This window comes from Asticcacaulis sp. AND118 (assembly GCF_020535245.1).
Lineage (GTDB): Bacteria > Pseudomonadota > Alphaproteobacteria > Caulobacterales > Caulobacteraceae > Asticcacaulis.
This window is the reverse complement of sequence record NZ_CP084910.1, coordinates 402293-425819: the sequence shown is the minus strand read 5'-3', so window position 1 is coordinate 425819 and position 23527 is coordinate 402293. Positions and strand designations below refer to the sequence as shown.

General features: G+C 63.4%; 24 protein-coding genes. 7 read left to right on the top strand and 17 right to left on the bottom strand.

The window, feature by feature from the left end; all coding sequences use genetic code 11:
• Window positions 1–48: 48 nt before the first annotated feature.
• The 3 genes from LH365_RS02015 to LH365_RS02005 all read right to left on the bottom strand — a co-directional run bounded on the left by LH365_RS02015 (window position 49) and on the right by LH365_RS02005 (window position 4981).
• The gene (locus LH365_RS02015; RefSeq protein ID WP_226744553.1) at window positions 49–876 is read right to left on the bottom strand and encodes a TIGR02186 family protein; all 828 of its coding nucleotides are present in this window, start codon (window positions 874–876) and stop codon (window positions 49–51) included.
• A 9-nt stretch (window positions 877–885) separates the two neighbouring features.
• Window positions 886–1806 carry a sulfite exporter TauE/SafE family protein gene (locus LH365_RS02010; RefSeq protein ID WP_226744552.1) on the bottom strand — a complete coding sequence of 307 codons (921 nt, stop codon included), beginning with the start codon at window positions 1804–1806 and terminating at the stop codon, window positions 886–888.
• 88 nt (window positions 1807–1894) lie between these two features.
• On the bottom strand, window positions 1895–4981 hold the full coding sequence (locus tag LH365_RS02005; protein ID WP_226744551.1) for a hypothetical protein: 3087 nt from the start codon (window positions 4979–4981) through the stop codon (window positions 1895–1897).
• Window positions 4982–5199: 218 nt separating this feature from the next.
• Between LH365_RS02005 and LH365_RS02000 the strand changes: the two genes are divergently transcribed.
• Window positions 5200–5424, top strand: coding sequence for a hypothetical protein (locus LH365_RS02000; RefSeq protein WP_226744550.1), 225 nt, complete (start codon window positions 5200–5202; stop codon window positions 5422–5424).
• A gap of 129 nt (window positions 5425–5553) precedes the next feature.
• Here the strand turns inward: LH365_RS02000 and LH365_RS01995 are convergent, their stop codons facing one another.
• Window positions 5554–6378 carry a hypothetical protein gene (locus tag LH365_RS01995; RefSeq protein ID WP_226744549.1) on the bottom strand — a complete coding sequence of 275 codons (825 nt, stop codon included), beginning with the start codon at window positions 6376–6378 and terminating at the stop codon, window positions 5554–5556.
• A 376-nt stretch (window positions 6379–6754) separates the two neighbouring features.
• On the opposite strand from LH365_RS01995, the gene LH365_RS01990 reads away from it, so the two are divergent.
• The gene (locus LH365_RS01990) at window positions 6755–7327 is read left to right on the top strand and encodes a PAS domain-containing protein (protein WP_226744548.1); all 573 of its coding nucleotides are present in this window, start codon (window positions 6755–6757) and stop codon (window positions 7325–7327) included.
• 63 nt (window positions 7328–7390) lie between these two features.
• On the top strand, window positions 7391–8149 hold the full coding sequence (gene ppk2 / locus LH365_RS01985; RefSeq protein ID WP_226744547.1) for a polyphosphate kinase 2: 759 nt from the start codon (window positions 7391–7393) through the stop codon (window positions 8147–8149).
• A gap of 189 nt (window positions 8150–8338) precedes the next feature.
• Here ppk2 and LH365_RS01980 read toward each other — a convergent pair whose 3' ends face one another.
• Complete coding sequence (locus tag LH365_RS01980) at window positions 8339–8773, bottom strand: OsmC family peroxiredoxin (RefSeq protein WP_226744546.1); 435 nt, start codon at window positions 8771–8773, stop codon at window positions 8339–8341.
• Window positions 8774–9042: 269 nt separating this feature from the next.
• On the opposite strand from LH365_RS01980, the gene LH365_RS01975 reads away from it, so the two are divergent.
• Window positions 9043–9804, top strand: a complete 762-nt coding sequence (locus LH365_RS01975; protein ID WP_226744545.1) for a class II glutamine amidotransferase — start codon at window positions 9043–9045, stop codon at window positions 9802–9804.
• A 160-nt stretch (window positions 9805–9964) separates the two neighbouring features.
• A complete protein-coding gene (locus LH365_RS01970) occupies window positions 9965–10936 on the top strand; it encodes a quinone oxidoreductase (RefSeq protein WP_226744544.1) in 972 nt (323 codons plus the stop codon).
• A gap of 60 nt (window positions 10937–10996) precedes the next feature.
• On the opposite strand, the gene LH365_RS01965 is transcribed toward LH365_RS01970, so the two are convergent.
• Complete coding sequence (locus LH365_RS01965) at window positions 10997–11623, bottom strand: pyridoxamine 5'-phosphate oxidase family protein (RefSeq protein WP_226744543.1); 627 nt, start codon at window positions 11621–11623, stop codon at window positions 10997–10999.
• Between the two features lie 116 nt (window positions 11624–11739).
• Between LH365_RS01965 and LH365_RS01960 the strand changes: the two genes are divergently transcribed.
• On the top strand, window positions 11740–12126 hold the full coding sequence (locus tag LH365_RS01960; protein ID WP_226744542.1) for an OsmC family protein: 387 nt from the start codon (window positions 11740–11742) through the stop codon (window positions 12124–12126).
• 69 nt (window positions 12127–12195) lie between these two features.
• On the opposite strand, the gene dinB is transcribed toward LH365_RS01960, so the two are convergent.
• The 6 genes from dinB to LH365_RS01930 all read right to left on the bottom strand — a co-directional run bounded on the left by dinB (window position 12196) and on the right by LH365_RS01930 (window position 18229).
• The gene (dinB, locus tag LH365_RS01955) at window positions 12196–13284 is read right to left on the bottom strand and encodes a DNA polymerase IV (protein WP_226744541.1); all 1089 of its coding nucleotides are present in this window, start codon (window positions 13282–13284) and stop codon (window positions 12196–12198) included.
• 73 nt (window positions 13285–13357) lie between these two features.
• Window positions 13358–14416 carry a bifunctional DNA-binding transcriptional regulator/O6-methylguanine-DNA methyltransferase Ada gene (gene ada / locus LH365_RS01950; RefSeq protein WP_226744540.1) on the bottom strand — a complete coding sequence of 353 codons (1059 nt, stop codon included), beginning with the start codon at window positions 14414–14416 and terminating at the stop codon, window positions 13358–13360.
• Window positions 14417–14556: 140 nt separating this feature from the next.
• Complete coding sequence (locus LH365_RS01945; RefSeq protein ID WP_107875240.1) at window positions 14557–14961, bottom strand: PTS sugar transporter subunit IIA; 405 nt, start codon at window positions 14959–14961, stop codon at window positions 14557–14559.
• Window positions 14962–15104: 143 nt separating this feature from the next.
• Complete coding sequence (locus LH365_RS01940) at window positions 15105–15533, bottom strand: HPr kinase/phosphorylase (RefSeq protein WP_226744539.1); 429 nt, start codon at window positions 15531–15533, stop codon at window positions 15105–15107.
• A gap of 196 nt (window positions 15534–15729) precedes the next feature.
• Entirely contained in the window at window positions 15730–17313 is a 1584-nt protein-coding gene (locus LH365_RS01935; RefSeq protein WP_226744538.1) for an ATP-binding protein, read from the bottom strand.
• Window positions 17314–17518: 205 nt separating this feature from the next.
• On the bottom strand, window positions 17519–18229 hold the full coding sequence (locus tag LH365_RS01930) for a response regulator transcription factor (protein ID WP_107875246.1): 711 nt from the start codon (window positions 18227–18229) through the stop codon (window positions 17519–17521).
• A 265-nt stretch (window positions 18230–18494) separates the two neighbouring features.
• Between LH365_RS01930 and LH365_RS01925 the strand changes: the two genes are divergently transcribed.
• Complete coding sequence (locus LH365_RS01925; RefSeq protein ID WP_226744537.1) at window positions 18495–20204, top strand: hypothetical protein; 1710 nt, start codon at window positions 18495–18497, stop codon at window positions 20202–20204.
• A gap of 55 nt (window positions 20205–20259) precedes the next feature.
• On the opposite strand, the gene LH365_RS01920 is transcribed toward LH365_RS01925, so the two are convergent.
• From LH365_RS01920 to LH365_RS01900, 5 genes are all read right to left on the bottom strand, one after another.
• Window positions 20260–21942 carry a methyl-accepting chemotaxis protein gene (locus LH365_RS01920; protein ID WP_226744536.1) on the bottom strand — a complete coding sequence of 561 codons (1683 nt, stop codon included), beginning with the start codon at window positions 21940–21942 and terminating at the stop codon, window positions 20260–20262.
• Between the two features lie 144 nt (window positions 21943–22086).
• Window positions 22087–22485, bottom strand: coding sequence for a VOC family protein (locus tag LH365_RS01915; protein WP_226744535.1), 399 nt, complete (start codon window positions 22483–22485; stop codon window positions 22087–22089).
• Entirely contained in the window at window positions 22482–22916 is a 435-nt protein-coding gene (locus tag LH365_RS01910; RefSeq protein ID WP_226744534.1) for a zinc ribbon domain-containing protein, read from the bottom strand. The genes LH365_RS01915 and LH365_RS01910 overlap by 4 nt, the downstream gene beginning before the upstream one ends.
• Before the next feature lie 4 nt (window positions 22917–22920).
• A complete protein-coding gene (locus tag LH365_RS01905) occupies window positions 22921–23238 on the bottom strand; it encodes a BrnA antitoxin family protein (protein ID WP_226744533.1) in 318 nt (105 codons plus the stop codon).
• Window positions 23219–23515, bottom strand: coding sequence for a BrnT family toxin (locus LH365_RS01900; RefSeq protein WP_226744532.1), 297 nt, complete (start codon window positions 23513–23515; stop codon window positions 23219–23221). Before LH365_RS01900 ends, LH365_RS01905 begins: the two co-directional genes overlap by 20 nt.
• Between the last annotated feature and the right edge of the window lie 12 nt (window positions 23516–23527).

Sequence of the window (23527 nt, the reverse complement as noted above, 5' to 3'; positions counted from 1 at the left end):
CCTCACCCGGCCTTTCAGGCCACCCTCTCCCTCAAGGGAGAGGGAAAATCACCCCCGTCTGAACAATCGCGACGCCAGCGCACCCATGCCCATACTCATAACCACGCAGGCGAACCCGTACAGCCACGCATGGCGATGGGCGACATTGAAGATGAAGCGCTCGAAGCCGACCTTCTCCACCGTCAGGGACTTTTCGCTGTAGCCCACCGGCTGGCCGTCGCGGAACAGCCAGACCTCCGCCGTATAGTCGCCGATCGGCGCTTCCGACGGCAGAGTCACTTCGGCGCGGAACAGGTTGCGATCCACAAAGCGCACGCCCAGCGGATTGTCGTTATACAGTCCGGCCTTGGTCTTCAGCCGGATAACCGCGCGCCGCCAGTCGAGATAGTCGTCTTCGATGCCGTTGACGACCACATCCTTGACGCCATAGCGCGTCACCACCTTGTTCTCGCGCGACGTGTCCATGGCGATATAGTCGAGCCCCAGCCCCAGCAGCCGCCGGTGCGAAAAGTCGGTGATGCGGTCGAGCGGCTGCGAAGACGCCGCCATGTAGTAGCCCGGTGCGCCTTCAAAGACGACCGGGCGCGAATTGAGCCACACCGCTCCGGCCTTGACCTTGCGGATCAGGCGCATCGAGGCCTGCGGCCCGCGAATGACGACCACCACGTCCGAGGGCTCATCGTCCGGCTGAAACACCGCGCCGTAGAGGATGACTTTCGCGCCCTGAAACGAGGACGACACCTCGATACGGTTCTGGGTCAGGTCGGTGGACAGAAGTTCCTGAGACACCCCCGCCGCCGGTTGCGTCTCGATATAGGGCGCCGGCGCGGCGGGGGCCGGGGCGGTGATTTCGGCAGGGAGCGAGGCGGCGACCATATCCCTCCCCTATCCGTTTGTCGGCGCGAGGATGAACGGGTCTTCGGGCGGCACGAACAGGGTGAAGCCCATCTGCAGACCCGCCATCAGGATAATAATGGCCAGCACCACGCGCATCTGCTCGGCGCGGAAGCGGGTCGCGGCGCGGATACCCAATTGCCCGCCTATCACCCCGCCGATCAGCAGGATGAAGGCCAGCACCGCATCGACCGTATGGTTGCGCACGGCCTGAAGGATCATGGTGACAAGGGTTGTAATGACGATCTGAAACAGGCTGGTGCCGACCACGGCTGAAGCCTTCATGCGCAGCAGATAGATCATGGCCGGCACGACCAGAAAGCCGCCGCCGACCCCCATCAGCGCGGCCAGCAGCCCGACGACGAAGCCGATGGCGATGGGCGGAATGACCGAGATATAGAGACCCGACACCGGGAAACGCATCTTGTACGGCAGGGCGTAGAGCCAGCCGGGACGCTTGACCTTGGGCCGTTCGGCAGGCAGGCCGTCGCGCGCCCGGAACAGGGCGCGCAGGCTCTCATTGAGCATCATGCCGCCGATGGTGCCGAGCAACAGCAGATAGAGCACCGCGACCATCAGATCGGCCTGACCCAGCAGGCGTAGAATACGAAAGACCTCGACGCCGGCAATGGCGCCGACAACGCCGCCGCCGGCCATGACCGCACCCATGCGGTAGTCGACATTGGCCTCACGGCCATAGCTCATCACGGAAGAGGTCGAGGTGGCCAGCACGTGCCCGGCCTGAGACGCCACGGCGATAGACGGCGGGATGCCCAGCGCCACCAGCACCGGCGCCATCAGAAAGCCGCCACCGACGCCGAACAGGCCTGACAGGAAACCCACGACGACGCCCAGTCCGGCCATAAGCCAGACATTCACCGACATTTCGGCGATGGGCAGGTACAGTTCCACTTCAGGCCTCGCTGACGACCGGGCTTTTCGGCGGATGGAGGCTGTCACACTCCGCCATGGCTGGCCATGTCTTATCGCCCGTTCAGGGTTAACGGGCCGCTAAGCTGGCGTCGTCGGTCCGGGCTTTCAGCGGCGAATAGGCACGAGCCGCCGCCTGGGCATTGGCCAGTTGCTCCGGCGTCAGACGCTTGCGCAAATCCTTGAGCATGCTTTCGGCTTCGGTATCGCCGTTGCGCGCGGCGATGGACAGCCACTTATAGGCCTCCGGCGCGTTTTCGGCGACGGCCTGCCCCTGCATGTACATGACGCCGATGCCGAATTGACCGTCGCGCACGCCGTATTCCGCCGATTTGCGCAGCCACGAGGCGGCCGCGTTATAATCGACGGGGCCGCCCTGACCGGTATAGTTCATCAGGCCGAAATTATACATGGCCGACGGATGACCACCCTGTGCGGCGAGGCCGGCCCAGCGACGAGCCTGCACCTTGTCCGCCACGACGAGGCCGTCGATGCCTTCGTCGTACATGACGCTCATCTCGTACTGCGCCGCCGGATAACCCATGTCGGCGACGGTGCGCATGGCCTCGACCGCCTTGGCGTCGTTGGCTTTCAGCGCCATCGCCGCCGATTCGTACATGGCTTTCAGGCGGTTCAGGTCTTCAGGGCTATGCGCCACCGGCTGCGGCGAGGCCACGGCGGTGGCGGCCAGCGTCGGCTTGGCTTTGGGCGCAGCGTCGTCCTTGTCGCGCGCCAGATAATAGGTGCCCACAGCGCCCGCGGTGAGGATCACCGCAACGGACGACGCCTTGAAAGCATTGAGCAGGGTCTTGCCCTTGGCCTTCGCCGGCTTGGGCTCGGCATCGCGGGTGCGCGACACGCCCAGTTTCAGGCCCAGCGGCTTCTTGGCGTCCGCCCCCTCGATCGAGGCGCGCACCGCCGCCCGCGCTGCCGCCAGGGCGTCGCGCGTCGACATCGAAACGCCGTCCTCATAGGCGGGCGCGTCGTGCAAATTGGCCGGAGCGGCCTTGCGCGACGCATCGACATCGGCAAACGGGTCTGAGTCGAAGTCGTCGTTGAACGGATCGGGCTCGCGGCTGACGTGCGGCTTGAGCGGGGCCTGCATGGCCAGACCGTCATCCTCGGTCAGCGGTTCGTGGGTCAGGGCCTCGGCAAAGGGGTCCGCCACCTTGCTCGCCTCAGGCTCGACCAGATCGTCGAAGGGGTCATCCTCGAACGGATCATGCCCGAACTGCGTCACCGGCTCCAGCAAACGGCCCGTGATGTCGGTGTCGGTGACATCGCTCCTGACCTCAGCCTTGACCACCGGCTCCGCCGCCGCGAGCGGGGTCGCAACGGGTGTGGCCTGCGGCGCCTCGTCGAAGCCGTGCTCAAAGGCCGAGAAAGGCTTTTGCTGCAATTCGGTCGGCGCGAAGATTGGAGCCTTGGGCTCCTCGCGTTCGGCTTCGCGCAGGAGGCTCTGCGTCTGGGCGTGCCCAAGGCGCGCATCGATCTTGTTGCGCGCCTCTTCGAGCAGCTTCTGGGTCCGCTCCTCGCTCTGGCGGATACGTTCGGCGATGTCGGAATGGACGCGCTGATGGCGGGTGTCCATCTCCTCGCCCACGCCTTCCAGCACCTGCGCCGTGCGCTTTTCCGTGTCGGAAATCTTGCGCGTCAGGCTTTCGGAAATGCGCGCGATCTCACCGCTCAGGCGCTCCAGCGCACGGGCGTGAGTGGCGTCGGCCTCGTGGAAGCCTGCTTCGACGCGGTCGTTGAGACGCTTCATGTCCGCCGCGATATGGGCGACGGCGTCGTTACCCGATTTCTGCACGGCCGCCACCTTGCGGTTGAGGTTGTCGGCGATTTTCAGGACGTCCTGTCCCAGGGTTTCGATGGCGCGCGCCTGACGCGATTCGGCAGCCTTCAGGCGGGCATCGACGGCGGCCACGGTCTCGTCCAGCGACTGCTTCTGGCTGTTTTCCAGCAGGCGGATGACCTCGTAGCGCGATTCCTCGACGCGGCGGGTCAGATCGGCGGTCAGACGGCTCAGCGATTGCACCGATTCGGGATCGGTGACGTCGCCCTGCGCTTCGGCGCGATTCAGGCGGGCGTCCAGCGCCGTGAAGGCCTGCTCCAGACTGCGGATGGCGGTCGAGGTGCGCGCTTCGGCGGCCTCAAGGCGCTGCGAAAACTGCGCCGCCACACGATCGACCAGAGCCTGCGCCGCCGCATCCGGGTCGCGCAGTTCGACCTGGCTCAGACGGTGCGACAGGCCGACCAGATCGCCGCGCAGGTCTTTCAGCACGTCGCGCGAACGGACGTCATTCTCATAAAGCTGATTGGCCAGACGGCCCACCGCGCCTTCGACGGTGGCGAACGCGTCCTTGGCCGGATTGGCTTTCAGTTCGGCTTCGAGACGGGCGATGCGCTCGCGCTCTTCGCGCAGGTGACCGGACAGGCCCTCAAGTCGCTCGGCCTGCGCATCGACCAGACGCTCCGCCGTTTCGAGACGTTCGGACAGGGCCGAGCGGTCGGCATCGCCGCGCGCCAGCCACTCACGCGAATCGGCCATCGAATCGAGGACTTCGCGGGTCTTGTCGCTAAAGCGGGCCTCGGTTTCGGCCACGGAGTCCGCCAGCGCGCTTTCCGAGCGCTCCAGACGGTTGAGCAAGGCCTCCACGGCGTGCGACACCCCGCGCACGGCTGTGGCCGAACGCATTTCGGAGGATTCGATGCGCGAACCGAGCGTTTCCAGAACACGCGTCACCTTGCCGATATCGCCGCCATCTCTGTCTCGGGTGGGCGCTTCGTCGTAATAGGGGGCGGCGATGGGCGCCCGGCGGCGAGCATCCATTTGGCGTTCGGCCGCAGCGGAATAGGGAGCCGGACGGCGCGCAGGTGCCGATTGCGGTGCCGGATCGCGCAGTTCGTAGACGTCATCTTCGAACTCGCCTTCGGCGTAATCCTGAACGGGTTCGGGCGCGCGACGGGTGCGCGGCGCGGGCGAACGGGCGGCGCGCTGGCGCTCACGGCGGATGGCCGCGTCGACATCTTCGCCCTTGAGAATCATCTGGTTGAGCCATTCGCCGAGCGTCATGCCGGACCGGTGCGCCAGTTCCTTGGCCACTTCCCGCGCCTTGGCGTCAATGCCCTTTACGCTCCAAGGCGTGCCGCTCATACGAATCCCCTATCAACCTTTGCGAAAAAGGCTAATACGCATCATCTGGGGTGTAAACCTTTTGTTAACCCCAACATCTGGGAGAACGTCATTCTTCTGTGGAAGACGCACCTGAACGAATCGCTTTTCTGGCGAAGCCAGTCTCTCCATACCGCTTATCCACAAAAAAACGCAACACCCCTTGCGTCGGGGCGCGCTTAAAGGCCCATATGCGGCGCATGGATATACCGCTGCCCTTAACCCTGACCCTGCTGGCCCTGTTCGCGGGCCTGACCGTTCTGTCCGGCTGGCTGGGTGCGCAACCACCCGATCTGCGCAAGGAAACCCCGCGGCTGATCCCGTGGCGCTTCCTCATGCTGCTGTCGGCGACGGTGACGATCTTTCTGATCATCCACGTCCTGACCGTGCTGGGCCTGAAGACCGACACGCCGGTACGCTATTGACGTAAAAAACCCCGGCTCTCACGAACCGGGGCTTAAGGATATCAGCCGAGTTTCTGGTTATAGGCCTATCGTTTGGTCCTGGAAAACGCCGGTCGGACGCGGCGAGACTGCCGGTTCCGGGCAAGCCTTTTACTGAACAAACCCGCCGACGCCGCCGTCAAAGACCATGGTCGACGAATACGACGCCGACGACTGCTTCACGACTTCGCGCTGGGCCATATAGTTCTCGGTGGTGACCAGGGTCAGGATCTTGATGCCGGCGCCGAACTTGCGCAGCAGCGAGCGCTCGTTACAGGCGCGCGCGGCCTGCTGCGTCTGGCAGCGGACCTGATTGCCTTCGTGCCACAGGGCCTCGCCCTTGCGGCAGTCGTAGGACTTGCCGTCGCCGCCTTCCTTGTCGGTCAGTGTGTAGCGCATCTTCGTCCCGGCGATGCAGCGGTAGACTTCACCGGCATAGGCGCTGTTGACGTCCTTGCCGCCGAAGACCTGCGACGCGGGGTGCGGGACGCCCTTGTCGTCGATGCAGGCGGCTTCGATGATCATCATGCGGGTCGAAGAGCGCGAGGCCTGATAGGATTCCATGGCGCGCATTTCGCCGCCTTCGACGTTCAGGCCCATGGTCGAGGGGATGCCCTGCGCCTGAGACCAGTTGCCGTAGCCGCCGCCGTAAGCGACCGCGCCGGAATTCGAGCCGTTGAAGGCGCCGGGACCCCAGGCGCCGGCGCTCGCGCTGGCCTTGACGTTCACATTGACATTAACGTTGACATTACCGCCGCCGCCGCACTTGCCGCCGCCGCAGGGCATGCCGGGCTTACCCGGATGCGAAGGCGGGCTGGGCGGCGGGGGCGGCGAACAGCCGTTATTGCAGCCCGCGCCAGCCAGGGCGGCGCTGGCCGTCATCATCATGCCGAACCCGACCAGGGCCGCCAGTGTTTTCGCAAAGCTAACGCGCATGTAACGCTCCTAAAGTCTGGGTCGGGCCGCCCGTTCGTTCCGGGCACGGCAACCGCTCAAAGGTCTGTGGTCTTGCGATCGGTGTGTCCCGAAATGCGCCATCCTGACACACGTGGGGCCCGTTCTGCCACACCCTGAGCAAGTTCCGTACCGGACGGGTTCAGTCCCGCAGATCGGGGGTGAAAGTATAGTTGCGGCGGTCATAGCACAGGCGTCTTGCGGTAATATTAAGCGGGACGGCTCCCGTTGAAAGATATTTCCCCCTCAGGGTGCGTGACGTAAGTGGTCGCGCAATTTAATCCGAAAACCGGTTCCCACTTTTCGGATCGCGCTCGCAGGCCGGCTTTTTGCTCCGTCATCGGAAAAGGAGGCCCCCATGGCTCACAATGATACAGGGATGTTTCTCACCTACTGGCAGAACCTGCGCCGCAAGGCCGGGCAGACGCCGCAGCGCGCCGCCTTCGATCCGGTTCAACTGAAGTCGCTCCTGCCTTCGGTCTTCGTGCTGACGGCGCGCGACGGCTTCCGCTTTCGCCTGATCGGCGAGCGGGTCGAGCGCCTGCACGGAACGGGCTTCAAGGGGCGCGCCTTCAGCGGCCTGTTCGAGAAACCGCATCAGGCGCTGTTGGTCGCCGCCCTGACCCTGGCGCGTCAGCGCGAGGAGGCGTTGCGCCTCAAAATCAGCCTGCCGACGCAAGCGGGCGACCTCGGCGCCGAAATGGTCCTCGTGCCGCTGCGCAACGCAGACGGCCTGGTCGATCGCTTCGCCGGCATCTATGAGATCAAGAGCGGTCTGCCCGCGGATTTCGAGCACACGCATCCGCTCGACATGGGCGCGCCGCTGGCCGGACCGCTGACCCTGCACGCCGCCCAGATCGAGGACACCCAGACCGAGGTGCTGCAGGCCCATACACGCCTGATCGTGCTCAACGACCGTCGCGTGGCCTAAGTCACTATTGAATTTTTGACCTGTGCGCGTCACGCTGCCCGCTTTGGACACAGGAGCGCGCGCATGAACGACGACGTCTACGAAGCGGAACTGGCCCGGCTGCAGGTGGCGCTGGTCGACGCCCAGATCTGGGCGCAGGCTGAGGGCAAGAAGATCTGCCTTGTCCTCGAAGGCCGCGACAGCGCGGGCAAGGACGGGGCCATCAAACGCATCACCGAGCATCTGTCGGTGCGCCAGACGCGCGTCATCGCCCTGCCCAAGCCATCGGACCGAGAAAAGACCCAGTGGTGGTTTCAGCGCTATGCCGAACACCTGCCCGCCGCCGGGGAATGGGTCATCTTCAACCGCTCCTGGTATAACCGCGCCGGCGTCGAAAAAGTCATGGGATTTTCCACGCCGCAGGAACAGGAAATCTTTCTGCGCGACGTGACGCCGTTCGAGATGATGCTCGACGACGCCGGCATCGTCCTGATCAAGCTGTGGCTCGATATTTCCAAGAAAGAGCAGAAGGAACGGCTGGACGACCGGCGCTCGGACCCGCTAAAACGCCTGAAGGTGTCACCACTCGATGCGGTGGCGCAGGACAAGTGGGACGCCTATTCCGCGGCGCGCGACGAGATGCTGCGCCGCTCGCACCACGCGGGCGGGCCGTGGACCTGCGTCAAGACCGACAAGAAAAAGGACGCGCGGATCAATATCATCCGCCACGTCCTGCATAGTCTGGGCTGCCCGGCCTATTCGGTCGATGTGCCGCAACCCGATGCCGAAGTGCTGTTCGGTTATGAGCGCGTCATCGGGGGCGAGCGGGCGTTGTTTAAGTAGGGAAACTATACCTCCCCAGCTTGCTGGGGAGGGGGACCGCGCCCGCAGGGTGTGGTGGTGGGGTATCTTGCGATCTATCCACCCTATGGGTTCGCGGAAATTCAGAAAGAACCCCCACCCCCACATCTCAACGGCTTCGCCGTCTCGTGCGGTCCCCCTCCCCGCCAGAGGCAGGGAGGTATAAGAGGATTAAGCCAGTTCGGCTTCCAGCGTGATCGGCACCGCAGCCAGCGCCTTGGAAATCGGGCAGCCGGCCTTGGCCCCGGCGGCCAGTTCCTGGAACTGCTCCGGCGAGACACCCGGAATATTGGCCTTGAGCTTCAGCGTGATGCCGGTAATGGAAAAGCCCGCTTCCGAGGGCGTGACCTCGACCACGGCTTCGGTTTCCAGCAGCTCCGCCGTGAAGCCGGCCTTGGCCAGAGCGAAGGACAGGGCCATGGTGAAACAGCCCGAATGCGCCGCCGCGATCAGCTCTTCCGGATTGGTCCCGGCCTTGCCCTCTTCGTCGCCGAAACGGGTCTTGAAACTGTAGGGCTGGGCCTTGAACGCGCCGCTCTGAGTGGTGAGCGTGCCGGTGCCGGTCATGCCGTCGCCGCGCCACTGGGCGGTTGCCGTGCGTTTCATGAGAAGTCTCCGTCTGAAATGAAAAAGGCGGCCCGAACGCGGCCGGAAAATACCGGACGCATTGGTAGACCGGGATTTGTAAACGGGCAATCACATTAAAGGGGTCGCGCCATTGAATCCAAAAGCCGGTTCCCACTTTGTGGATTGCGCTTCAGCCGTCTTGCACGATTGGCGCATCTCTTCTCACCCAAGCAGATAGAAAGCCTCGTTTGCCGCCGTCCCGTTGCGCCTGTTACACCTGAGAAAAGACAGCGTTCCGGTAGACCGATATGTGCGAACTTCTGGGCATGAGCGCCAATGTGCCCACCGACATCCGATTTTCCTTCACGGCCCTGGCCAAACGCGGCGGGGCCACCGGTCCGCACGCCGACGGCTGGGGCATAAGCTTCTATGAGCAGAAGGGCTGCCGCAATTTCCACGACCCGAACCCGTCGGCGACGTCGGAACTGGCGGCGCTGATGCGCAACTACCCCATCAAGTCCAAGACGGTCATCGCCCACGTGCGCAAGGCCAATCGCGGACGCGTGGCGCTGGAAAACACCCACCCCTTTACCCGCGAACTGTGGGGCCGGGCGTGGACCTTTGCGCACAATGGCCAACTCAAGGGCGTGAAAGCCCTGCCCCTGAGCTTCTTCCGCCCCATCGGCACGACCGATTCCGAGCACGCCTTCTGCTGGATACTCGATCAACTGGTGCGCAAATATATGGACTATCCGCCGGCCCGCGTGCTGGACAAGGAGGTCAAGCGGCTGTTCGGTGAACTGAGGAAGATGGGCGTGTTCAATGCCTTGCTGACCGACGGCCGCTCGCTCTACGCCAGTTGCACGAAAAAGCTGACCTATATTCAGCGCCGTGCGCCTTTCGGTCAGGCGACCCTGATCGATGAGGACATGGTGGTCGATTTCGCGCAGGAAACGACGCCGGACGACAAGGTGATCATTATCGCCACCCAACCCCTGACCCATGACGAGGTCTGGACGCCGATCGAACCGGGTTCGTCGCTGATCTTCCGGTCGGGCGAGGTGGTCTGATATTTCTCCTCCCTGTTGCGTAGCAATGGGGAGGTGTCAGCGCCATTTATGGCGATGACGGAGGGGGTGACTCTAAAGGCTTCGCCCCCTCCGTCTTTTGTCGCTACGCTCCAAAATCCACCTCCCCATCGCCACGCGATAGGGAGGAGAGAGGTGATCCATGACCACAGCCATTCGCGTGCATCAGACCGGCGGGCCGGACGTTCTTCAGGTCGAACAGATCGAGGTCGGCGATCCCGGTCCGGGCGAGGCGCGGGTGCGACACACCGCCATCGGCGTCAACTTCATCGACACCTATTTCCGTTCTGGCCTGTATAAAACCGCCCTGCCCTTCACACCCGGTAATGAAGGCGCGGGCATTGTCGAGGCCGTAGGCGAAGGCGTCGATTTCCTGAAAGCCGGCGACCGCGTGGTCTATTCGGCGACGCCCGGCGGCTATGCCGAAAAGCGCCTGATCGCCGCCGACAAATTGGTCCCCATTCCGGAAGGTGTGAGCGATGAAGTCGCGGCGGCCGCGTTTCTCAAAGGCCTGACCGCGCAATATCTGCTGCGCCGGACGTTCCGGGTCGGACCGGCGCACACCATCCTCATCCACGCCGCGGCGGGGGGCGTGGGACTGATCGCCGGGCAATGGGCCAAGGCGCTCGGCGCGACCGTGATCGGCACGGCGGGTTCGGCGGAGAAGATCGAACTGGCGCGGCAGAACGGCTACGACCACCTGATCAATTACCGCAGCGAGGATTTCGTGGCCCGCGTACTGGAGATCACCGAAGGCCGCAAGGTCGATGTGGTTTACGATTCCGTCGGTAAGGACACCTTCGACGGCTCGCTCGACGTGTTGAAGCCGCTCGGCCTGATGGTGTCGTTCGGCCAGTCGTCGGGCGCAGTGCCGCCGGTCGATATTTCGGTGCTCAACGCCAAGGGCTCGCTGTTTCTGACACGCCCCTCTGTCTTTGGGTATAACCGTGATCGCGCCACCCTGCTGGAGTCGGCGGGCGAACTGTTCGATGTCATCCAAAGCGGCAAGCTCAAGGTGCGGATCGATCAGCGCTTCGCCCTGACCGAGGCGCGCGCGGCTCACCAGGCGTTGGAGAGCCGCGCCACCACGAGCAGCACGCTGCTAATCCCTTAAGGGATTTCAAGTGTCGCGCATCTGATTCCAAAAACCGCTTCACACTTTTTGGGATGCGCTTTAACCCATCGGATCACGCGGGCCGGCGGAGACCAGCACCGTCTCGCGCGGCGGTTCGTTGGGAGAGCGCGGGCCGACGCCGCGCGGGCCGGTACGCTCGTCCGGAAAAGCCGGAATATCGAGATCGGCATAACCGTGGTCGCCCGGATCGGCGGGCTGCCCGCTGGCGATGCCTTGCAGAAGGGCAATCCCGGTGGCGATCAGGCCGGGGCTGTCCCAGAATTCGGCGTCGATGGCTTCGAAACGCAGCAGGCGCAGATTAGGGTCGTCCTTGCCCTTCGGGAACCAGGCCTTGTCGGCGAAAGACCACAGTTCCTCTATGATCGCCGGGTCGCGGCTGACGCTCACCGTGCCGTTCATCGAAACGTAGTTGTGGCCCTTGGGGTCGGAGAAGGTCAGCAACGCCGCCGGATTGGCGTCGATCTCATCGATCTTACCGGTGTCGGCGCCGGTAAAGAACCACAAAACGCCGTCGAAGGCCTTGTCGCTGTGGTCGCGGATTTGCGGCATCATCGGTCGGGCGTGCATCAGCCCGGTGGGCGCGTGGGTCGCCAGCATGGCTACCTTGGTGTCCTTGATCAGGGACCAGATGCGTTCGCGGGCCTCACGGCCATACAGGGTCGTCATGCGTTACCTCATGAGTTTGGCTGCCCCGCCGCCGGTGTATTTTGCCTTCCTCAAGCGTAAAATAGCCATAGGAAGCCCGGCCTTGCGGATATAGTCTGCGAGAAAAGGAGACCCTCATGGCCCATGCCCGCGCCCATATCGGCACCACCGACTTCCTGACCACGATCGAAAGCGCCGGGCGTACCCTGACCGCCGACGAGCCCGAAGCGCTGGGCGGCGGCAATGCCGGTTTCGCGCCCTACGATCTGCTGCTGTCGGCGCTGGCGGCCTGCACCTGTATCACGCTTCGCATGTATGCGGCGCGCAAGGGGTGGCCGCTTGAGGCCATCGACGTCGATCTGCACCACAGCAAGGACGACAAGCGCTCGAAGATCACGCGCGTCCTGACCCTGACCGGCCCGCTGGATGACGCGCAGAAGGCACGGCTGGCCGATGTGGTCGAACGCACGCCGGTGACCCTGACGCTCAAGGAAGGCGCGGACATCGCCACGACGTTTAATTAAAGGCGGTTCCCCACCCCACCACCATTGGCTCTGCCAATGGTCCCCCTCCCCGCCAGCGGGGAGGCATAGTTAAATGGCGAGACTCAGTTGCTGCGGCTCGGGCTGCGCGTCATTGGCCCCCAGCGACGACAGGGTCACGCCCAGCAGGCGGATGCCCTTGGCGATCGGAAAGACGCTTTCGAGCAGATTGCGCGACAGGCGCGACAGTTCGTCCTTGTCGAGCAAGGTGGCGGCCGCCGTGTGGCTGCGGGTGATCTGCTGAAAGTCGGTATATTTGACCTTCAGCGTCACGGTGCGCCCGCGCGTGCCGTGCTGATCGCAATAGCGCCATACCTTGTCGACGATGGGCTGCAGCGCGGCCCTGGCGGCATCGGGGGAGAAGATGTCCTGAAAGAAGGTGTTTTCCGCCCCCACCGACTTGCGCACCCGGTCGGGCCGTACGCGGCGATGATCGATGCCGCGCGCGATATTGTAATAGTACTCGCCCGACACGCCGAAATGCTTTTGCAGAAAGGCGAGATCCTGCGCCTTGAGATCGGCGCCGGTCATGATGCCCAGCCGGTTCATCTTTTCTTCGGTCGCCGGGCCGATGCCGTGGAAACGCCCGACCATCAGGGTCTCGACAAATTCCGGTCCCATGCGTGGCGTGATGACGTAGAGACCGTCGGGCTTGCGATAATCCGAGGCCATCTTGGCCAGAAACTTGTTGTAGGACACCCCCGCCGAAGCCGTCAGCCCGGTTTTGAGCTTGATGCGCGCGCGGATTTCCTGCGCGATCAGCGTCGCCGAAGCGATGGCTTTGTGATTATGGGTGACATCGAGATAGGCCTCGTCCAGCGACAGCGGCTCGACCAACTCCGTATAGTCCTCAAAGATTTCACGAATCTGCTTCGACACGGCCTTATAGGCGTCGAAGCGCGGCTTGACGAAGATCAGGTCCGGGCATTTGCGCCGGGCGGTGACCGAAGGCATGGCCGAACGGATGCCGTACTTGCGCGCTTCGTAAGAGGCCGCGGCGACGACGCCGCGTTCCATGCCGCCCACGGCGACGGGCTTGCCGCGCAGTTCGGGATTATCGCGCTGTTCCACCGAGGCATAGAAGGCATCCATATCGACATGGATGATCTTGCGCAGAGGTTCGATGTTCTCGTTTTCCATGATGCGGTTCCGCAACGTCATTAGAACGTAGAGGGAACATAGCACAAAAAGAGAACAAATCAACAAGCCAGATTCACTCTGCCTGTTCGGCCTCCAGCAGCACCGCCTTGCGCTCGACGCCCCAGCGATAGCCGGACAGCGCGCCGTCCATCCGCACCACGCGGTGACAGGGAATGGCCACCGCGATCTTGTTGGCCGCGCAGGCCGAGGCCACAGCGCGCACCGCCGCCGGCAGCCCTACCCGCTCGGCCAGTTCGGCATAGGAAACGCGCGTCCCGGCCGGGATGGTCTGCAAGGCCGCCCACACCTTCTGCTGGAACACCGTGCCGCGGATATCGAGCGGCAGGTCGAGCGGCGTTTCCGGCGCTTCGATCACCCCGGCCACACGCGCCAGGGTCGTCTCGAATCCGGCATCGCCGCCGATCAGTTCAGCCCTGGGGAAGCTGTCCTGAAGATCACGCACCAGCGCATCGGGATCGTCACCCAGAAACACGGCGCAAACCCCCTTCTCGCTGCGGGCCACCAGAAGCGCGCCCAGGCGCGACTGCCCCACAGCGAAACGAATCACCTCCGCCGCGCCGCCATTGCGGAATACGCGCGGCGACATGCCGAGCGCCCCGGCCGTATCGGCATAGAAACGACTGGGGGCGTTGAAACCGGCCTCATAAATGGCCTCGGTCACGCTGCCGCTGGCCTTCAGGGCGGCGCGCATCTTCCCGCCGCGATGGGCACGGGCATAGGCCTTGGGCGTCAGGCCCGTAGCCGCCTTGAACACGCGATGGAAATGAAAGGGGCTGAGACCCGCCTGTTGCGCCAGATCGCCCAGCTTCGGTTCGATCTCGGCGGTTTCGATCTCACGACAAGCGGCGGCGATCATCTGCGCCTGACGCGCGCGTTCGCCGGCCTGATCGGGCTTGCAGCGCTTGCAGGCGCGAAAGCCCGCCGCTTGGGCCTGCGCGCCCGTCTCGAAGAAGCGCACATTCTCCGCCTTGGGCAGGCGCGCGGCGCAGGTGCAGCGGCAATAGACGCCGGTCGTCTTCACGCCGTAGACGAACGCGCCGTCCTGTGCGGCGTCACGGGTGATGACGGCCTGCCAGCGCGGATCTTCGGTGATGGGGAAGGGGGCGGTCATGGGGCGATCCTCGGTCATATGGGATCTCCACTGTGCGCCTTTAAGTCGCCGCGCGCGTCCCGCGCCTTGCGATCAAATTCGACAAGCGCATTACAAAAAGTGGGCACCGGTTTTTGGTATCAAATGCGCGTCTTAAAAGCTTAGTTATCACCCGACAGGACGTACGAGGCGACGGTGACGTATTTGCGCCCGGCTTCCTGGGCGTGCTGCACACAATCGGACAGGGCCTCGATCTTGCGCAGGGTCGCCAGTTTGATCAGCATGGGCAGGTTGAGCCCGGCAATGACCTCGGCCTTGGTCTGTTCCATGACCGAAATGGCCAGATTCGACGGCGTGCCGCCGAACATGTCGGTCAGCAGAATCACCCCGTCGCCGCTGTCATTGGCGAAGGTGGCCTTGAGGATGTCCTGACGGCGTTGGGCCATGTCGTCTTCGGGCCCGATACAGATGGCCGTCACCTGATCCTGCGGTCCCACTACGTGCTCCATGGCGGACACGAACTCTTCCGCCAGACCACCGTGGGTCACGATCACCAGTCCGATCATATTAGACGTCATCCTTACACATGACCGCCCGAAGACATCGGGGCGGGGCACAAGAGCGCGAGTATAGACCCAATTCACCGCACTGCAAAAAGGTCTTTCGGTTTAGGACGAAAATGCGACGGTGCCAAGGCCGAACGGCGGGATCACGACAGAAGTCTCAGCCTTGTGAGCAGTTTGGCCACAGTCGAAGCTTCCCTTGGGTTAAGGCGCAAGGTGGGGATATCGTGACCCAGAACAGGGGTCAGCTCGACCTCCGGCAGACGCTCCGGCTTTGATAATTGGCATTGCACACAAAGACTTACGCGGGTCAGGGTGCGGCGGGCCTGAGCGGTGATGCCGACACCGCGCACCTCCATACGGCCGGCGATGGTGTCAGGCGCGCTGGCGAAAATGTGATCGCCGGACGCCCAGAGCACGGAATAGTCATCGCTTATGAGCCGAAAACCGGATTCCATCGCGCGCAAGGCGAGATCGCTTTTGCCCACCCCCGACGGCCCCATCAGCAACACGCCCCGCCATTGGCCGCGGATCGGCACGGTCAGCGAAGTCGCGTGGATGATGATACGGGACAAGGGCGGCTCCAAATATCATTCCTCCCTGACTTGTCGGGGAGGGGGACTGCGCCCGCAGGGCGGGGTGGTGGGGTATCTTACTACGGCTCAACACGCTGTAACCGTTGAGCCAAAAAGAACCCCCACCACCGCATCTAGCGCTGCGCGCGTCGTGCGGTCCCCCTCCCCAGCAAGCTGGCGAGGCATAAGATGATAATTACTGATACACGTTCGGCAGGGCGATGGTAAAGCGCGCACCGGCCACGGCGCCATCGGCATCCGTGCGATTCTCGGCCCAGACGCGGCCGCCCTGTGCCTCGATGATCTGACGCGAGATCGACAGGCCCAGCCCCGAATTGCGCCCGAAGTCGGTGCCCTTGGGCCGCGAGGTGTAGAAGCGCTGGAAGATGGTCTCCAGATTTTCCGCCGGGATGCCGGGGCCGTCGTCCTCGACCACGATCTGTAGGGGTCGCGCCGGGTCGGCGTCGGAATGAGCGACGGTGACGCGCACCGTGCCGCCTTCGGGCGAGAAGGAACGGGCATTGTCGATGATATTGCGGAAGACCTGCCCCAGCGGCCCTTCGCGGCCCATGACCTTCGACGCCGCCGGCGTCACATTGCGGCTCAGGCTGACCGCCACGCCGTCCGGCATGTGCTGATAGAGCGAGACGATATCGTCGAGCAGCGCGCCGACATCGACCGGCCTGGGTACATCGCGCGCCAGTTCGGCATCGAGGCGCGAGGCATTGGAAATATCGGTGATCAGGCGGTCGGCGCGGCGCACATCCTGCTGGATCACCGCCATCAGCCGCGCCTTGGCCGCCTCGTCCTTGACCAGATTGAGAGTTTCCAGCGCGCTGCGGATCGAGGTCAGCGGGTTCTTGATCTCGTGCGACACGTCGGCGGCGAAGCGGTCGATCTCGTCCATGCGCTTTTGCAGGGCCTCGGTCATGGATTGCAGCGAGCGGGCCAGAATCCCCACCTCATCGGAACGCGATTCGAGGTCGGGCAACGAAAAGGTCCGCGCCTTCTGCATACGCACGGCGTCGGCGGCGTCGGACAGGCGGTGGATGGGGCGGCTGACCAGCCAGTGCAGCAACAGGGAGGAAAAGAGGCTGACGCCCAGCGCCACCAGAATGAAGGGCAGCATGGCCCAGCGCTGGGCGGCGACGATGGCGTCGACATCGCCGGCCTCCAGCGTCAGGACGCCGAGGATCGCCTTGACCCGACGGATCGGCACCGAGACCGAGACGACCTTTTCGCCCCGTTCATTATAACGGACCGACGCCACGCGCTCACCGGTCAGGGCCAGCCTGACCTCGGTTTCCAGCGCCTCACGCGCGGCTTCCTGTTTGCGGCCCGCGGCCTGACGCATTTCCGGCGTGGGCCGTGACTCGTTGACCGGCGGCAGGGCCCGAACGTCGATCAGTTCGGAAACCGTATAGGAATCGGTCAGCACCTGACCATTGCCATCGAACAGGCGCGCGCGCTGCTCGGGCGGGATAAAGCGCGCCAGCGGCTGCACCGCATCCTGCGCGCTGAGATAGGGCTCCGGATCGCCGGCGGTCGCGACATAGGCGATGATTTCGCCCATCGTCTCCGCCTGAGCCATCAGCGACTCCTTGCGGTTATCGATCAGGCCCTGACGAAATTCGTTGAGCACCAGCGCGCCGATGACCAGCACCAGCAATCCCGCCAGATTGAGCAGCAGGATAAGCCGCCCCAGCCGCGCCCGGAAGAAACCGATGCGCGTGAAGGGCGGCAGGGGGATGCGGCGTTGAGGCGTTTCAGATGTCTGCATAATCATACCTCCCCAACTTGTTGGGGAGGGGGACCGCGCCCGTAAGGGCGGGGTGGTGGGGGGGCTTAATCGCGTTCAGCCTGCGCGTCGGCGGAAGGTTTCGCAAGACACCCCACCACCACATCTCACCGCCTGCGGCGGCTCGTGCGGTCTCCCTCCCCGGCATTGCCAGTGAGGTATAAGACAGGCAGGCCAACAGCATCGGTTAAACTTCGCGGTAACGGTAGCCCACGCCGTAGAGGGTTTCGATGGAATCGAACTCCTGATCGACCAGACGGAACTTCTTGCGCATACGCTTGATGTGGCTGTCGATGGTGCGGTCGTCGACATAGACCTGATCGTCATAGGCGGCGTCCATCAGGTTGTCGCGGCTCTTGACGAAGCCCGGACGCTGCGCCAGCGCGTGCAGCAGCAGGAACTCGGTGACGGTCAGGCGCACCGGGCGGCCTTCCCAGGTGCATTCGTGACGCGCCGCGTCCATCACCAGCTTGCCGCGCTTGAGCGACTTGGCGTTCAGGGCCTCCTGAACTTCGGGCGGCTCGCCCTGTTCGATGACGCCAGCGCGGCGCAGCACCGCCTTGACGCGCTCCAGCAGCAGGCGCTGCGAGAAGGGCTTGTGCATATAGTCGTCGGCACCGAGGTTGAAGCCCAGCACTTCGTCGATCTCATCGTCCTTTGAGGTCAGGATGATGACCGGCAGATTGGAGTTCATGCGCAGGCGGCGCAGCACTTCCATACCGTCCATGCGCGGCATCTTGACGTCGAGGATGGCCAGATCGGGCGGATCCTTCTCCAGCGCCGCCAGACCGGCCGCGCCGTCATGATAGGCCTGCACCACGTGCCCCCCGCTTTCGAGCGCCAGCGAAACGCTGGTGACAATGTTTTCGTCATCATCGACAAGGGTAATTCTGGCCATGAGCCCTCCGGTTGTCTTCTGGTCTGGCAATAGCGGATACGCTGCTCGCCGTTACATTCCGCGTTTAGTCCATAAAGATATAACGCTGTTTACGCCAAACACTCAATTATTGACCAAATATAGGCCGCTCCGGGGTGATAATCAGGCCCCTGCGGCGCTTCAACGTTAATTTAACAGGATTCGTCCATAATTCGACGCGAATGGCAGCCTTTGTGACAAGCGGGTCATAAAGAGCCCATAGCAGCCTTGTCGGCGTCGGAGATTCATGGCCGGTCAGATTCATTACGAAGTCTTCTCGCGCAAGACGCCGCAGGCGGGCTGGGTGCTGCAGAACGCGCTCGACAATCGCGACGTAGCCTTGGCTCAGGCGCGCGAACTTCTGACCACGCGCCGCGCCGCCGCGATCAAGGTGACCAAGGAAGTCTTTTCGGACGATACCGGCGAATTCCGCTCTTACACCCTCCTGACCGAGGGTCTGCCCGAAGTGAAGAGCAAGCCCAAGGTCGCCACCAGCGCCGAGCCGGTCTGCACCTCACCGCAGGACCTCTACAGCCGCCATGCCCGCGAAACCATCGCCCGCGTGCTGGAAGACTGGCTGCGCCGGCAGGGTGCCACCGTGTTTGAACTGCTGCACAGCCCGGTCCTGTGCGAGCGGCTGGACGTGTCGACCAACGACCTGACCCACGCCATCCAGAAGATCGCCATCCCGGAATCCGAAGAGACCGGCGCGTCGATTCACGAAATCATGCGCCGCTGGACGACCCTGTCCGAAAAGGCCATCAACCGCGTCATCGGCGACGGCCGCAAGAAGACCTTTGCCGACATCGACCTGAGCGGCGACATCCCGGCTCAGGTAGCGCGCATCGCTCAGCAGCCGGAGCGCGCCTACGCGCTGGGCGGGGCGGTGGCCAAGCTGATGGCCGTCGATCGCAACAGCGGACGCAAGCTCGCGCCCCTGACGCAGATCGCCACGACCATCGCCGAAAAGCCGGAACTGAAATGGGCGCTCGACGCTATCGAAACGCCCGTGGTCGAACTGTTTGCGCGCAAAGGCGGGTTGGCCGAAATTCTGGGCGGTGAGGTCAGCATAGGTGACGGACTGGCCTTCCTGACCCACATGGTCAGCGGCGACGCCATCGCGCGCCTGTCGGACCTGGATGCCGCCATCGGGCGCGCCCTGCCCCCGCCGCCGGCGCATCTGGAAGATTTCGCGCGCCTGATCCGCCGCGGTCACTTCCGCGACCTGCGCCTGCAGGCCTTCCGTAACGTGCTGAGCGAACTGCGCGGCGTGAAACGTCTGAAGCCCGAAGACCCGGTGGGCGAGATCGACCTGCTGCGCGCCATGGCGCTGGCCCTGACCGCCGGCAGCCAGCAACAGACCGAGCGTGAGGACATTTCCGAAGCCTTTATCGAGCGCTCGAAGATGCTGGTCTCCAGCACCTTCGTCGAAGGCCTGACCCACGGCGCGGCCCACTGCGTCGAAGAGATCGAGCGCATCCTGTGGCTGTGCGAGAACGTGGTCGGGCCCGCCAACAAGAAACAGGCCGCGCGCTGGCTGATGTCGTCTCTGACGGCGCACCGATTTGAAAACGACCTGCGCGACCCCAAACGTCCGGCAGGCCAGCGCCTGCAACTGCTGGCGCACCTGCAACGCCGCATCGCCAAGGCCAGCCTCAGCGAAAGCGACACCGAGGCCGCTCAGGGGCGGCTGGGGCAGATCGGCGCGCAAATCGCCGCCGACATCCACCTCATCCCGCACATCCTCAAGGGCTCGAAGACGCCGCTACAGTGTATGCTGGCCCTGCTGAGCTTCGCCACCGGCCAGGCCGGCCCGCAGGGCGCGCTGAGCGAGATGGCCAAGGCCGAGGTGATGAAACAACTGCGCCTCCCCGACGTGCGCGCCAGTCTGCTGGGCGATCCCGCGGCGCTGGGGCAGTTGAAACCGCTGCTGGTGCAGGCCGGGTTGGCGGCATAAGATCATTATAAAGCCCGGCATATACGCCGGGCCTTTTCTTTAATTGCGCCCGCGCTTACGTGGCGCGGACCTGCGCCAGGAAGTTATTGACCTGACCGCGCAGGTTTTCGGCCTGCTGCGCCAGTTCGGAAGACGCCCCCAGCACCTGCGACGCGCCCATGCCGGTTTCTTCGGCCATGCGGGCCACCCCGGTGATGTTCTGCGTCACTTCGGTGGTGCCGATCGAGGCCTGATTGACCGCCTGCACGATCTCGCTGGTCGCTGCGCCCTGCTGCTCGACGGCGGCGGCGATGGTCGCCGAGGACTCGTTGATGGCGCGGATGGTTTCGGAGATGCTGCCGATGGCGCGCACCGCCTGCTCGGTCGTGGACTGGATGCCGGCGATCTGCTGGTTGATCTCGGTCGTGGCGCGAGCGGTCTGCGTGGCCAGCGTCTTGACCTCGGCGGCGACGACCGCGAAGCCCTTGCCCGCCTCACCGGCGCGCGCCGATTCGATGGTGGCGTTGAGCGCCAGCAGGTTGGTCTGGGCGGCGATGCCGGAGATCATGTCGACAATACCGGTGATGCGGGCGGCGGCTTCGGACAGTTCGTTGACGATGGCGGAGGTCGCTTCGGCCTCGCCCACCGCCTCGCGCGCCTTGACCAGCGAATGCTGGACCTGACGGCTGATTTCGGACACCGAAGCGCCCAGTTCTTCGGCCGAACCGGCGACCGAGGTCACATTGGTGCCGGCCTCTTCGGCGGCGGCCGAAACCGACTGCGCCTGAGCCGAGGATTCCTGCGCCGAAGCCGTCAGTTGCGCCGCGGTGGCCTGCATTTCGGTGGCCGCGGAAGAGACCATTTCGACCACGCCGCCGATGGCGCCTTCGAAGTCGGCGGCCAGATCGCGCATGGCCTGCTTGCGCTGATATTCCGCATCTTCGCGGGCCTTGGCGGCCTCGGCTTCCAGCGCCTTGTTGCGGATCATGCCATCGCGGAAGACTTCGACCGCCGACGCCATATTGCCGATTTCGTTGCGCTCACCCAGATTCGGCACCTTCACGTCGGTCTGGCCGCTCGACAGCGACTTCATCACGTCGGCCATGTGCGAGATCGGGGCCGATACGCTGCGGATCATCATAAAGCCGATGATAGACGCGAAGACGGCGGTGACGCCCAGGGCGATCATGATCATCAGCGAAGCGGCCTTGCCCGTGGCGATACCGGAGGCAGCCGCTTCGTTGCCGGCCTTCAGTTGATAGGCGCGGTCGGCGCGGATGGCCTCGCGCAGGGTGCGGGCCTGAGCCTGCATATCGTTCATGAAGAAGGTCTGCGCCCCGGCCATGTCCCCGTCCTGCACCCTATTCAGGTAAAGCTGGCTGTTGGTGCGATATTCGTCCATCGTGCCGAAAATCTTGTCAGCCAGCGCCTGCTCCTCGCCCGCCGTGATCATCGGCTTGTATTTTTCGAGCGTGGCTTCGAGTTCCTTCGACGATTTGGCGATATTTTCCGTAATCTCGGCGCGATCAGCGTCCCCGGCGCTCAGTAATTGCAACTGACGCAGACGCATAAGCTCGAACGTCTGAGACATATCCCCCAGCACGTTCGCCGTAGGCAGCCAGTTCGAACCCAGTTCGTCCACCGATTTGTTGACGGCGTTCAACTGCGTGACGCTGAACAGGCCCAACCCTATCGTGCTGAACAAGATGAGAGCGAACGCCGCGACGATGCGCGCGCGAATGGTGAGATTTTTGAACATCGGAACACACGGGAAACAGGGCCTGGCCCTTGGGACAACAGGGTTCTGATCTTCCCGCTTAACTATAAATGTAACGTTAACTTAAAGACAATGCTCAGTTATAAAACGAAATGATACAAGGCGTTCCGTAATTATGGCAAGTATTCAATTTCTGAAATTAAGCTCCAGAAGCACGTTGTTCGGATCGGCAACAAATAGCTGTCGCAGGTTGATCCGCGGGATGTCATTGGTGGCGTAGAAAAGCCCCCTGATCTTAAGCTTTTCGACCGTCTCGTCATAGCCCTCGCACTCGAAGGCGATGTGGTGGATGGCCCCGGTCGGATGGCCCGGCACGACCTCGCGCGGAATGGTGTTGTCCGTGCCGAAGCGGTTGAGGTGGATCACCGCCCGGTCGCCCGAATCGTAAAGCCACATGCGATCCGCCGGGTCTCGCTCAGGGGCCGTACGGGCATCGAGATTGAGCAGGTCGGCATAGAAGGCGATGGTGCCGGCCATATCGTGGGTCTGGATATTGAAGTGATCGAGGCGTTTGACGACGGTCATTTTGATCTCAGCTTGTCGATGAGTTTGAGGACTTCGGTGCGGTTTTTGGCCTGCTTGATCCATAGGGGCAGGCGTGAGGTAACTGAGGCGTTACGCAGACCTGACGTCGGGGCCATCTCGCGCAGGTTCGAGGCGACATAGTCGGCAATATGATCGAGGTGCGCTTCATTGAAGGCGTATAGCCGACCATGCCGCGTTTCGACTTCGAGCCAGAGCGAGAGACCGTTGCAGATATTGTCGGTCGGCGGATAGGTTGACACACAGGCGTTGCGGGGTTCTATGTCACGGTTGTGTCCACAGGCCGTACAGACCAGCCGCCGCGCGGCCGCACCGTCGCGTTCCGTTAACTGCGCCTTGCCGCCGCACGCCGGGCAGGCCACCAGAATAAGGCCGAGAAACTCGCCGTTGTGACGGTGGATGAGTGCGTTCACAGTGTCAGGCGCGCCGTTTGAGATCGGCCAGCATTTCCTTGCGCAGGATCGCGTTGAGTCGCGTCTGATAGCCCTTGCCGGACGATTTGAGCCAGTCGAGCACATCGGCATCAAGACGTACCGTCGCCTGCTGTTTGACAGGTCGCATAAACGGATTGCGCAGGGCGTTTTCCCAGAAACCATCGGTCAGCGGCGGAATGTCGCTGACGTCGATCTCACTGTCCGGACGTGCGGCCAAGGCTTCGAGTTGCCTCTTCTGCGCCTCGGTCAGAACCGGCGGATTAGCGGGGTCGAAGATACGTCTAACGATTTTGCTGCTCATATTTTCGCCTTTCCTTGGGTACAGCCTGTCGAGCGGAAATGATGCGGATAATTTCTGTGTCGTCGTCATCCCAAACGGTATGGGCCACCAGAAGCAGAAGCGTATCGTTGACCCGGCCCAGTGTCTGCCAACGCTGCTCGCCGCCCTCAATACGATCCATTTCCGTAACCGCGAAAGGGTCGTAAAAGACCAGTGTCGCCGTATCGAAGTCGACGCCGTGTTTGCGGAGATTGCTCAGCGCCTTGACGTCATCCCATTCGAACAGCGTATCTGTCATGGCCCTATTGTA